Source organism: Maricaulis sp. B-26 (assembly GCF_056857855.1).
This window is the reverse complement of the sequence record NZ_JBSXNX010000017.1, coordinates 25676-37960: the sequence shown is the minus strand read 5'-3', so window position 1 is coordinate 37960 and position 12285 is coordinate 25676. Positions and strand designations below refer to the sequence as shown.

At 65.5% G+C, this 12285-nt stretch carries 12 protein-coding genes and 1 tRNA gene; 12 read left to right on the top strand and 1 reads right to left on the bottom strand.

The window, feature by feature from the left end; translation table 11 throughout:
- Positions 1-104 precede the first annotated feature (104 nt).
- A complete protein-coding gene (locus AC13HB_RS04525; RefSeq protein ID WP_482948538.1) occupies positions 105-545 on the top strand; it encodes a response regulator in 441 nt (146 codons plus the stop codon).
- Positions 546-713: 168 nt separating this feature from the next.
- On the opposite strand, the gene AC13HB_RS04520 is transcribed toward AC13HB_RS04525, so the two are convergent.
- Positions 714-789 (bottom strand) — tRNA-Ala (locus AC13HB_RS04520).
- A gap of 120 nt (positions 790-909) precedes the next feature.
- On the opposite strand from AC13HB_RS04520, the gene AC13HB_RS04515 reads away from it, so the two are divergent.
- The 11 genes from AC13HB_RS04515 to AC13HB_RS04465 all read left to right on the top strand — a co-directional run bounded on the left by AC13HB_RS04515 (position 910) and on the right by AC13HB_RS04465 (position 12283).
- A complete protein-coding gene (locus tag AC13HB_RS04515) occupies positions 910-1209 on the top strand; it encodes a YggT family protein (protein ID WP_482948537.1) in 300 nt (99 codons plus the stop codon).
- The gene (locus AC13HB_RS04510; RefSeq protein WP_482948536.1) at positions 1210-1527 is read left to right on the top strand and encodes a DUF167 family protein; all 318 of its coding nucleotides are present in this window, start codon (positions 1210-1212) and stop codon (positions 1525-1527) included.
- Entirely contained in the window at positions 1524-2420 is an 897-nt protein-coding gene (folD, locus tag AC13HB_RS04505) for a bifunctional methylenetetrahydrofolate dehydrogenase/methenyltetrahydrofolate cyclohydrolase FolD (RefSeq protein WP_482948535.1), read from the top strand. Before AC13HB_RS04510 ends, folD begins: the two co-directional genes overlap by 4 nt.
- Before the next feature lie 70 nt (positions 2421-2490).
- Entirely contained in the window at positions 2491-2907 is a 417-nt protein-coding gene (locus AC13HB_RS04500) for a response regulator (protein WP_482948534.1), read from the top strand.
- A gap of 115 nt (positions 2908-3022) precedes the next feature.
- Positions 3023-3220: a (2Fe-2S)-binding protein gene (locus AC13HB_RS04495; RefSeq protein WP_482948533.1), complete on the top strand. Its 198-nt coding sequence runs from the start codon at positions 3023-3025 to the stop codon at positions 3218-3220.
- A gap of 84 nt (positions 3221-3304) precedes the next feature.
- The gene (gene bfr, locus AC13HB_RS04490) at positions 3305-3781 is read left to right on the top strand and encodes a bacterioferritin (protein ID WP_482948532.1); all 477 of its coding nucleotides are present in this window, start codon (positions 3305-3307) and stop codon (positions 3779-3781) included.
- A gap of 199 nt (positions 3782-3980) precedes the next feature.
- Entirely contained in the window at positions 3981-5111 is a 1131-nt protein-coding gene (locus AC13HB_RS04485) for an efflux RND transporter periplasmic adaptor subunit (protein WP_482948531.1), read from the top strand.
- Positions 5108-8236, top strand: a complete 3129-nt coding sequence (locus AC13HB_RS04480; protein ID WP_482948530.1) for an efflux RND transporter permease subunit — start codon at positions 5108-5110, stop codon at positions 8234-8236. The genes AC13HB_RS04485 and AC13HB_RS04480 overlap by 4 nt, the downstream gene beginning before the upstream one ends.
- Complete coding sequence (locus AC13HB_RS04475; RefSeq protein WP_482948529.1) at positions 8233-9609, top strand: efflux transporter outer membrane subunit; 1377 nt, start codon at positions 8233-8235, stop codon at positions 9607-9609. The genes AC13HB_RS04480 and AC13HB_RS04475 overlap by 4 nt, the downstream gene beginning before the upstream one ends.
- 84 nt (positions 9610-9693) lie before the next feature.
- On the top strand, positions 9694-10362 hold the full coding sequence (locus AC13HB_RS04470) for a DUF305 domain-containing protein (RefSeq protein WP_482948528.1): 669 nt from the start codon (positions 9694-9696) through the stop codon (positions 10360-10362).
- Between the two features lie 31 nt (positions 10363-10393).
- Complete coding sequence (locus tag AC13HB_RS04465) at positions 10394-12283, top strand: LVIVD repeat-containing protein (protein WP_482948527.1); 1890 nt, start codon at positions 10394-10396, stop codon at positions 12281-12283.
- The last annotated feature ends 2 nt before the right edge of the window (positions 12284-12285 follow it).

Sequence of the window (12285 nt, the reverse complement as noted above, 5' to 3'; positions counted from 1 at the left end):
CCTAACGGGTTGGCTAAAAATTTACCGATAACCGAAAACGGCGTTTACATGATCGCGCAATCATCCAAATTGTCCGGGTTGGTCAGGTAACCTAGGGTCGCACGATGAAGCGCATCCTCCTTGTCGAAGATTGCAGCGATGATGCCGAGCTCGTCCGGGAGGCCTTTGCGCCGTTCAAGGCGACGATCCGGCTCGAGCGGACCAGCTCCGCCGACGAAGCCCTCAACATGCTGACGGCCCGTGCCGCCCGCGCGCGGGGGCTTCTGCCCACCTGTATCCTGCTCGACATGATGATGGAGCCGCATGACGGTATGTGGCTGCTGCACGAGATGGGGCGCCGCCCGGAATTGCGCGAGATCCCGGTCATGGTGCTGAGCCAGCATCTCGCCGCGGTCGAAAGAGCTCGCGATTTCCCCAATGTCATCGGTTCTGTCTCGAAGCCCGAACGGATCGCAGAGCAACGGCGCCTCGTCCAGGACATCGTCCGTCTCACCGGCGCCATGAAGCCGAAGAAGGCAACGCGGAAACCGACAGCACGGGTTTAGCGGGAGATCCTGACGGAAGCTCGCGCCTGCAAGGTGCGCAAGCGCGACCGCGCGTCGGGCGGTCAGCCCGCCCTGTCGGAGGCGTGAGCGTAGCGAATTGCCGTGAGACCGGAGAGCGATGTGGCTCGCTTCCCGAAGCACCCCAAGAACCAGAAACTGTATGAAAGGTGGTGGAGCCGAGGGGAATCGAACCCCTGACCTCGTCATTGCGAACGACGCGCTCTCCCAACTGAGCTACGGCCCCGAACCAAGGAAGCGATCACCTAGGACCGCCGCGCTGCACTGTCAAGCATGAGCTTCTGGACGTTGCAGGTCATTGCAGTCTAGAAGCGGTAGACAGCAAGCATGGCGAGGAAAACGGCACATGTCTCCGATCGACGGTATCATCATCTATCTCCTCCATCCGGCCCTCAATATTCTCTGGTTCATCGTTCTCATCAGCGTGATCATGAGCTGGCTGATCAGCTTCAATGTCGTGAATGCGCACAACCAGTTTGTCGGCATGATCTGGCGGGTGACAAGCGCGATCACCGAACCGCTTCTCTCGCCGATCCGCCGCGTCCTGCCGCCGCTGGGCGGGATCGACTTCTCGCCCATCGTGCTTCTGCTCCTGATCGGCTTCGTCCAGGGTTATGTCCTTCGCCAGCTGATGATCATCTTCTAGATGACGGGGTATCAGGCCGACATGAGCGGCCTGACCCTGCATGTCAGGCTGACGCCCAATGCCGGCCGTGACGAGCTGGTCGGCTGGGCGGAGGCCGCCGACGGCGCGGCGCATTTCGTCGTTCGCGTCCGTGCCGTCCCCGAGAAGGGCAAGGCGAACAAATCCCTTGTCGCGCTGCTTGCGAAGACCTTCGGCATTGCCAAGCGCGATGTGGATGTGATCCGCGGCGCGACATCTCGTCTGAAGACAGTACGGATCGAAGCGGCTAAAGAAGCGCGCGACGGCATAATCGAGCTGCTGGAGAGCTATCGGGCATGAGCGCAGAACTGATCGACGGCAAGGCCATAGCGGCCGAAATCGATGCACGGGCCGGCGAGGTGGCCGCCGAGCTGGCGCCGGCCTTGGGGCGTACGCCCTGTCTCGCCGTGGTGCTGGTCGGCGACGACCCTGCGTCCGACGTCTATGTCCGCAACAAGGGCAAGCGTACCGAGGCGGCGGGCATGCGCTCCATCGAGATCCGCAAGCCGGCGGTGACGACCGAGGCCGAGGTGATCGATATCGTCCAGAGCCTCAATGACGACACCAGCGTGGACGGCATTCTGGTCCAGATGCCGCTGCCCGATCATATCGACGCCAATAGCGTGATCGGCGCCATCGATCCGGACAAGGATGTCGACGGCCTGACCGAAGCCAGCGCCGGGCGTCTCGTGCTCGGCAAGCCGGGCCTGCGTCCCTGTACGCCGGAAGGCTGCGTCCTGCTGGCCGAACGGGCGATGGGCGACCTGTCCGGCAAGTCGGTGGTCGTGATCGGCCGCTCCATCCTGGTCGGCAAGCCGGCGGCCCTGCTCTTTCTTGAAAAAAACTGCACCGTCACCATCGCGCATTCGCGGACGAAAGATCTGGCGGATGTCGTGCGTCAGGCGGACATCGTCGTGCCGGCCGTCGGGCGTCCGCACATGGTCAAGGGCGATTGGGTCAAGCCGGGCGCCTGCGTGCTCGATGTCGGCATCAACCGCATCCCGGCGCCGGAGAAGGGCGAGGGCAAGACACGCCTGGTGGGCGATGCGGATTTCGATGCGATCGTCGGACATGCCGGATGGATCACGCCCGTTCCCGGCGGCATCGGCCCCATGACGATCGCCATGCTTCTGCGCAATACGGTCCGCGCGGCCGCTCTGCGAGCCGGACTGGCCTTGCCGGCCGGTTTCTGAGGCATTTTCCCTAATTCGTAAACAGTTCGGTAATGCAACCGCGTTAGGTCTGGGGTATCGGGAGAGACTCATGTCGCATCAAGCCTTGCGTGTTCTTCACGTCGAAGACGATTTCGCCGATGCACTGCTCGTGCAGCATGCCGTGTGCGAAGCGGGCGATCTTGATATCGAGTTCGAGGTCGCGCGCACGCTCAAGGATGCGCGCCGGTGCCTGCAGCGGCACGACTATGATCTGGTCCTGCTCGATCTGCGGCTGCCCGACTCCATCCATCCGACCGAAACGCTCGAGACCGCCCAGGATCTGGCCGGGGATACGCCGCTTCTCATCCTCTCCGGTTCGATGAGCATCGATGAAAACATCCTGCCGGCCGATGTTGCGCGGCTCGACAAGAATGCGGGATTCCGCAGCGATCGGGGCGACGTACCGCTGCAGCTCGCCGGACTGATCCGCCAGGCGGCGGAAAGCGCGGACATCCAGACGATCTGAAGCGGCCGACCGCCCGCGACCGCGTCGACCTGCCGCACTCATTTCATATGCAGTTGACAATCATTCGCATTCACATAAATCTGGCGTCACGTCCTCAGCAAAGCGCGTGCGCCCCATGTTTGTCTGCATCTGTAATGCCCTGCGTGATCGAGACCTAAAGGCCGCTGCCGCCGATCCGGCGGTGAAAGGTGCGGCGTGCGTGTTCAAGCGCTGCGAAGCCAAGCCACGCTGCGGGCGCTGCCTGCCCGACGTCGCCGAAATGGTCGCCGCAACCCGGCTCGCGCCCGCCGCGCCGCCCGCCGCAGCCGAATAATCCCCCGAGCATCGCGCAAGGACGTTTCCGTCGCGCCCGACAATCCCCTAGACTGTCCTCGGCGATTTGAGAGGAGAGTTTCCCATGAAGGGCGATGCCAAGGTTGTCGAACTGCTCAACGAGGCGCTCAAATACGAGCTTGCGGCGGTCAATCAGTATTTCCTGCACGCCCGCATGTTCAAGGATTGGGGACTCGGCGCCGTCGCCAAGGCGGAGTACGAGGAATCCATCGACGAGATGAAGCATGCCGATCTTCTGATCGAGCGGATTCTCTTTCTTGAAGGCCTCCCCAACGTCCAGGACCTGGCGAAGATCTATATCGGCGAGACGCTCAAGGAGTGCCTCGAATGCGATCTGAAGATCGAGCGCCGCTCGCATCCCTTCTACGTCAATGCGATCGCCTATTGCGAGGAAGCCCAGGACTACGGCTCGCGCAAGCTTCTGACCGATATCCTCGCCTCCGAGGAAGAGCATATCGACTATCTGGAGACGCAGCTCGACCTGATCGAGAAGATCGGCGAGCAGCGCTACATGCAGTCCCAGATGACCACTGAAGACTAGGCCGGGCCGGTCTGCGGACCGGTTTCGGCTATGGCTCCCGCACACCGGATGTAGCGATTGCAGCCGGGCGCGACGGAATCGGCCACCCCGCACGTAAATCCAGTTGAGCGTCGGCCGGCCGATCTGTTCGTTGCAGACCGGCCGGTGATCCTGTGCACGGTCGATGACGTAGACGACGAAACTGGAGAGCCTGCTGCCAATGCCCGAATTCACCCGCGCAATCGCTGTCGCCACCGGACTTCTGCTGGCGGCCTGTTCGGATGGCGGCCCCGAGTCCGGCCCAAACGGCGGTCCCGGCCGGAGCGGCGGCGGAATGCCGGGACGCGGCGATGCCGGTGTGATCGTGCACGAGATCGGGCTGGAGCGAGAAGCCACCCGCATCGAGGCCGTCGGCACGGCCCGCGCACGCGCCAGCGCGGCGATTTTCGCCGAAGCGGCCGGCGAGGTGGAGCGCGTCAATTTTACCGCCGGCGACCGCGTCGAGGCCGGGGCTGTCCTGGTCGCGCTGGAAGCGGACGAGGAGCGCCTCGACGTCCAGCTGGGCGAGGTCGCCGTGCGCGAGGCGGAGCAATTGCTCGCCCGCTATCGCCGCATCGAGAATACCGGCGCCGTCTCCGACAGCCAGATCGACGAGGCCGAAACCGCCCTCGACGCATCCCGGATCCAGCTGCAGCAGGCGCGTATCGCCCTTGCACGCCGCACGGTTCGCGCGCCCTTCGGGGGTCATGTCGGCCTGACTGATATCGATCCGGGCGCCCGCGTGAATACCGCGACCGAGATCACCCGTCTGGACGATCGCAGCGTGCTCTATGTCGATTTCGATCCGCCCGAGCAGGTCTTCGGCCGTATCGAGGTCGGCAACACGGTCTCTGCCACGCCCTTTGCCGGCGACCAGCGCGATTACGAGGCGCGCATCGTCAATATCGACAGCCGCATCGACCCGACCCGGCGGACTTTCACCGTGCGGGCCGAGCTGGACAATTCGCCGGACCTGCTGCGTCCGGGCATGAGTTTCCGGGTCACACTGGACCTGTTCGGCGAGTCCTATCCGGCGGTACCGGAAGCCTCCATCGTGTGGGGCAGCGACGGCCCCTATGTCTGGATATTGCGCGAAGGCGTAGCCGAACAGAATGGCGTCACCCTGATCGAGCGCCGCGAGGGCCGTGTCCTCGTTGCCGGGGAATTCGGTCCCGGCGACCTGGTTATTGCGGAAGGCGTCCAGAAGGTCCGTGAGGGCATGACGGTCACCATTCTCGACACGCTGCGCTCCGACCGCTTCGGCGGCGGACCCGCGGCCGAGGCGGGCGCGAGCCGGGGTGAAGCACTGTGACCTCGCACGCTTCCGACCTTCCGGCGCTTGCGGTCAAGCGCCCCATTCTCGTGACGGTGCTCAATCTGCTGATCGTGATCGGCGGACTGGCCGCGCTGTTCGGCGTCGAGGTGCGCGAGCTTCCCGACGTGGACCGCCCGATCGTGACCGTCACCGCGACCTATCCCGGAGCAGCGCCGGAAACCGTCGACGCCGAGGTGACCAGCGTTCTCGAGGGCGCCGCGGCGCGCGTCTCCGGCGTGCGGGACATCCGCTCGTCCAGCGAGGAAAACAACACCCGCATCCGCGTCGAGTTCAATCCGGGCGTTGATCTGGACACGGCCTCTGCCGATCTGCGCGAGGCGGTCTCACGCGTTTCGCGGCGGCTGCCGGACCGGGTCGAGCAGGTCAATGTGATCAAGGCCGACAATGACGCCCAGGCCGTGGTCAGCATGGCGGTGCTGTCCTCCGTGCACGACGAGCAGACGCTGACGGCCATTATCGAAAACGACATCGTCCCCGAATTCACCGCCATCGAGGGCGTGGCGAGTGTCGATCTCTTCGGCACGCGCGAGCGTCAGCTGCGCGTCGTCATCGATCCCATCCGCCTGTCCCGTTTCGGCCTGACCATCGGCGATGTGGCCGCCGCGCTGCGCCAGGCGCCCTTCGATGTTCCGGTCGGCAGCTTCCGCTCGCAGGACCAGGAACTCCTCGTGCGCGCCGAGGCCACCGCGGCGACGCCGGAGCGCATAAAGGACGTGATCGTGTCCGGCCAGACCCGCGTCGGCGACGTCGCCGAAGCCTATTTCGCCCCGGCCGACGCGACCAGTTTCACCCGGCTGGACGGCCGCAATATCATTGGCCTCGGCGTGGTGCGGCAGGCCCGCTCCAACACGATCCGGATTTCCGATGCCGTGCAAGAGCGGGTCGAACTGCTCAATCGCCGCTTCGACGATCTGGAGATCGTGGTCACCTCGGACGATGCCGTCTTCATCCGCGGCTCCGTGCGCGAAGTTCTCACCAGTCTCGGTTTCACCATCCTCATCGTCATCGCCACCATCTGGCTCTTCCTCGGCAAGATGCGGGCGACCCTCATCCCCTCCGCGGCCATTCCTACGGCCCTGATCGGCGCGGTGGCCGGTATCTGGCTGCTCGGTTTCTCGATCAATCTTCTCACCCTGCTCGCCCTGGTTCTGGCCACAGGCCTGATCGTGGACGATGCGATCGTGGTGCTGGAAAACATTCACCGCCTCCAGGCCAAGGGCATCGGCAAGCGCGCCGCCGCCGTGATCGGAACACGGCAGGTCTTCTTCGCCGTGATCGCTACCACGGCGGTTCTGGTTTCGGTTTTCGTGCCGATCTCCTTCCTGCCCTCGACGGCCGGGCGGCTCTTCCGCGAATTCGGCTTCGTCCTCGCCCTCGCCGTCATCATCTCCTCTTTCGTGGCCCTGACCATCGCCCCGGCAATCGCGGCACGCCTCGACCTCACCCGTGGCGATGACCGCCATGGTCTCCTCGCCCGCATCGGCAACCGCCTCGCCGGGATTTACGGCCATATCCTGCACCTCGCGCTGAACCGCCCGGTGACCACGGTCGGGATCGCTGTCGGTGCCGCTGCCGGTGCCATCGTCCTTCTTACCTCGCTGGAACAGGAGCTCGTTCCGTCCGAGGACCGCGGCGTGGTCTTCGTCTTTGCGCGCGGGCCGGACGGGGTCGGGCTCGACTATATGGAGCGCCAGACCGATGCGATCGAGGCGGTGCTCCAGCCCTATGTCGACAGCGGCGACATCGCCTCGCTCTTCACCGTCGTCGGGCGCTGGGACCCCAATCTCGTCGTGATCACCGTGCCGCTCGCGGACTGGGATGAACGCCAGATCAGCCAGCAGGAACTGGTCGCGAGACTCCGGGGCCCGCTGGCGCAGATCCCGGGCGTCCGCGCCAGCGTGTTCGGGCGCGGCAGCCTGGATGTGGGCCGCGGCGGCGGCCGCAGCGGCATCGAGGTGGCGCTGACCGGCGGCAATTACCAGGACATCTTCCTCGCCGCGCGGGCCCTGGCGGACCGGATCGAGGTCGACAGTTCGACCATGATCAATCCGGAAATCTCCTACCAGCCCACCCAGCCGCAATTGTCGGTGCAAATCGACCGGCGCCGCGCCGCCGATCTCGGCGTTCCGCTCAACGAACTCTCCGTGACCCTGCGCGCCATGGTGGGCGGCGATGATATCGTCGATCTCAATGTCGACGACCGGGCGGTCCCCATCGTGCTGGAAAGCGCGGTCGGCGCGATCAGCAATCCGTCCGATCTGAGCAATCTTTATGTCCGCTCCAATTCCGGCGAACTCATTCCGCTGTCCAGCCTGACCCGGATCATCGAGGAGGGCGTGGCCGCAGAGCTCGACCGGACCGAACAGCGCCGCGCCATCGCGCTCGACGCCGATATCGCGACCGGCGTGACCATCGCCGAGGCTGTGGCCGAGCTCGAGCGGCTGGCGGACGATACCCTGCCGCCGGGTATCGAGATGCTGCTGGAAGGCGAGGCGCAGACGCTCGACGAAACGACGCGCGACATGCTGCTGACCTATGCTTTCGCCCTGGTCATCGTCTTCCTGGTCCTGGCGGCCCAGTTCGAAAGCCTGACCAGCCCCGTCGTGGTGATGCTGACCGTGCCCTTCGCGCTGGCCGCGGCGGTCTACGCGCTCTTCTTCACCGGCATTTCGCTCAACATCTTTTCCCAGATCGGGCTCGTCATGCTGATCGGCCTGATGGCCAAGAACGGCATTCTCGTGGTCGAGTTCGCCGACCAGCTGAGAGCCGAGGGCAAATCGGTGCGCGAGGCGATCGAGGAAGCGGCTAATATCCGCCTGCGCCCCATCGCCATGACGATCGTGTCGACCGTACTCGGCGCACTCCCGCTCATCCTGTCCAGCGGAGCCGGTGCGGAGAGCCGCGAAGCGATCGGCTGGACCGTGTTCGGCGGGCTCGGGCTTGCTGCGAGTTTCACCCTGATCCTGACGCCGGTCATCTATCTGGGCGTTGCGCGCTTCGGCACGCCGCGCAGTGCGGCCGCCCGGCGCTTGTCCGAGGAGCTGACCGATGCCGCATCGAAAGCCGGTCGCGACAAGTCGATTGCGGAGCACGCCGAATGATCCAGCATCGCGGTTTGATCCGGATCGGGGTTTTCGGGCTCGCCCTGTTTGCCTCGGCGTGCGCCGTCGGCCCCGACTATGAGCGTCCTGCCCTGGACGTTCCGGATCGCTGGACGGCCAATCCACCGGCGGGCGAACCGGTCGCAGGCGGCGCCTGGTGGGCCGGTTTTAACGACCCCGTGCTCGACGCGCTCGTCGAGGCTGCTCTGGACGGAAACATCGATATCGCTGCCGCCGGCGAGCGCCTGCTCGCCGCCGAGGCGCTTGCGGGGGCCGCCCGGTCCGACTTCATTCCCACGCTCGATGGCGGCCTCTCCGGGCGTGCCGATACGAGCGGCAATGACAATTCCGCGGCATCGCTCGACATGACATTCGTGCCGGATGTGAACGGTGCCACGCGGCGGTCCGTCGAACGCGCACGTGCCCGGCTAGCGGCCCGCGGCTACGCGATCGAGGATTTGCGGCGGTTGACGGCCGCTTCCGTGGCTCAACGCTATGTGGAACTGCGCCGAACGCGGGCGCGCCTCGCCTTGCTCGACACCTCGCTCGACCTTCAGGCCCGCACGCTCAATATCGTCGAACGCCGGCGCGAAGCCGGCCTCGCCGCCGATCTCGATGTGCAGCGCGCCACCGCGGATCTGGCTCGCACCCGGGCCCAGCGCGGCCTGCTCGCCCTCTCGGAGACCCGCGCTCTCAATGCGCTCTCCATCCTGCTTGGACGCCCGCCGGAAGGTGAACTGGCGGCCTTCGGCCTGACCGAGGCCGGGCGCGATGCGGATGCCGATCTGATGCTGCAATATGAGGGTGCGCCGGCCGCAGGTCTGCCCGCCGACCTGCTTCGAAGCCGCCCGGACTTGCGTGCCGCCGAAGCCGAGCTCGTGGCGGCCACCGCGGCGATCGGGATCGAGACGGCCGATCTCTATCCCGGACTGCGCCTGCCCGGCTCTATCAGCGCCGATCTCGACGGGTCGGCAGCTGATGACGTCGTCGCATCAATCTCCGCCGTGGTGGATATTCCCTTGTTCGATGCTGGCCGGCGCCGGGCCGAAGTGCGCGCCGCGGAGGCGAACGCCCGCGAGGCCGCGCTCGCCTACCGGCAGGCCCTGCTGGAAGCCCTGGGCGAAGTTGAGACGGCCTTCGTCGCGATCGAGAGCTATGAGGCGCGCCGCGCCGACTTTGCCGAAGCCGTCTCGGCCAGCGAGGAAGCCTTCGCCCAGCTCAATGCGCTCTATCGCGAAGGCCTGGCCAGTCTGACCGACGTGCTCGACGGCCAGCGCACCCTGATTTCCAGCCGGGAAGCCCATGTCGACTCCGAGGCCGATCTCGCTTCCGCCGTGATCGATCTCAACCGGGTGCTCGCAGCGCCCTTCTGAAACGGCTTCGTCCGGCTTGCGTCCGGGCTGTGCAACGCTAGTCTTCCCGTCTGATCGTCATGGCCCGATGCGGGGGAGAGAGGCATGCTGAACTGGATTGCGAGTGGACTGGGTGCCGCGATGGCACTGGCTTCGCCGCCGATTTTCCAGCCCGGCGCGCCCGGCGAAGAGACTCGCCGTCTCACGCCGGAGGAATCCGTCGCACTCGGTCAGAGCCGCTACACCGCGGCCGATGTCCGCTTCATGCAGCACATGATCGTGCATCACAGCCAGGCTGTGGAGATGAATGCCCTGATCGCCGACCGGTCCACGCATGAGGGCGTGCGTCTGATGGGCGCGCGCATCGCCGCCTCGCAGATCAGCGAGATCGGGATGATGCGGACCTGGCTGGAGCGCCGCGGCGAGTCGCCGGAAATGAGCGACATGTCCGGCATGGATCACAGCGCCATGGCGGATATTGCGGACGAGCCGCATGCCGGTCACGACATGCCGCCTTCGGAGACGCCTCTGATGGCCGGCATGCTCTCGCCGGCCCAGATGGCGCGACTCGCAGATGCCGAGGGCGACGCGTTCGACCGGCTCTTCCTGACCGGAATGATCCATCACCACCAGGGCGCGATCGACATGGTCGAGGCGCTCCGTGCCGAGCCCGGCGCGGGCGAGGATCCCGAACTGTCTCAATTCCTGTCCGATATCGTCGCCGACCAGTCGGCGGAAATTGCCCGGATGCGGGCCCTGCTCGCGGGGCTCTGAGTTTCAAGCGAGGTCCAAGGGGGGCCAGATCATGAATAAAACCAAGACATCCCTGTTTCTGTGCGTGGCGATGGGCGCCATGCTGACGGCCTGTTCCCAGCCCTCGGGCGAGGACGCAGCCCCCGAGACCATGACCTACGCCGAGGCGCCCAGCCGCGCCGGCCTGACGCCGGGCATCCATGATGCCGGCGAGGTGGTCTGGAATCTTGAACTGACCTCCGCCCAGCCCTCACCGCCCGGCTTCTTCGAACCGGACGCGCTCTGGTCCCTGCCGGTCCGGCCCGACCCGGAGGAAGAGGAAGCCGCTGACGGCGACGAGGCCGCAGACGCCACAGACGAAGCGGCGACCGGAGACGAGGCGCCCAGTGCGCCGCCAAGCCCGATATCCTTTGCCAATACCGATCTCGCCTTTTCCGGCGACCGGCTGGTGATGGGCAATTTTCACGGCTTCAACGTCTATGATGTGAGCACGCCGGACCTGCCGGAACATGTGCTGTCGGTCGTGTGTCCGGGCGGACAGGGCGATGTCTCCGTGCAGGGCGATCTGCTCTTCATGTCGGTCGAGCAGGGCCGTGCCCGTCTCGATTGCGGCGCCGGTGGCGTGGAAGGCGAAAGCAGCGCGGAGCGCTTCCTCGGCGTGCGCATCTTCGACATTTCCGATATCGCGGCGCCGCGCCAGATTGCGGCGGTCCAGACCTGCCGGGGTTCGCACACGCATACCGTGGTGCCAGATCCGGAGGATGACGGACGCATATATATTTATGTCCAGGGCACGGGAGGCGTGCGTCCGGAGAGCGAGCTGGCGGGCTGTTCCGGCGGCGAGCCGGACGAGAATCCCGACACGGCGCTCTACGGTATCGATATCATCGAGGTGCCGCTCGACGCCCCGGAGACCGCCTCCGTCATCGGCCGCCCGCGGATTTTCGCGGATGCGGAGACCGGCGAGATTGCCGGTCTCTGGGCCGGCGGTGCCGCCGAAGAGGGTAGTCAGGAATCCTCGGCGACCGTGTCCTGTCACGACATTACGGCCTATCCCGAGATGAACCTCGCGGCAGGTGCGTGCAGCGGAAACGGCATTCTTCTGGACATTTCCGATCCGGCCAACCCGGTCCGGATCGACGATGTATTCGATCCGAACATGGCCTATTGGCACTCGGCCACTTTCAACAATGACGCGACCAAAATCCTCTTCACCGACGAGTGGGGTGGCGGTCTGGGCGCACGTTGCCGGCCGGAGGACCCGGAGACCTGGGGCGCGGACATTGTCGTCGACATCACCGAAGACGGGCTGGAGCGCCGCGGCTTTTTCAAGATCCCCGGCGAGCAGACCGAGGTCGAGAATTGCGTCGCGCACAATGGCTCCCTGATCCCTGTGCCGGGCCGCGATATCATGGTGCAGGGCTGGTATTCCGGCGGCTTGTCCGTGATCGACTTCACCGACAGCGAAAACATCTTCGAGATCGCCTTCTTCGACCGCGGGCCGCTGGACGAGGACCAGCTTTATCTCGGAGGTTACTGGGCGGCCTACTGGCATAACGGCCGTATCTGGGGACCGGAAATCGTCCGCGGTCTCGACGTGTTCCGCCTGCTGCCGAGCCAGCACCTCACGGCGAACGAAATCGCTGCGGCCGAGCTGATCCGCTTCGACGAGGCGAATACCCAGACCCAGCTGCATGTCGACTGGCCGGCCGAGCCGGTCGTGGCCCACGCCTATCTCGACCAGCTGGCCCGTAGCGAAGCCATGGATGCCGACGGTCTTGGCGCGGCGCGCGATCTGATCGAGGCTTGGTCGACCGGCGATGCCGACACCGCCGATCTCGTCATGATGGGGGCGCACTTCTCCGAACTGGCCGAAAGTGCCGAGGGCGCCGATGCGGATCGCTTCTCGGCCCTCGGTGCTCTGCTGCAGTCGCTCGGCTAGAC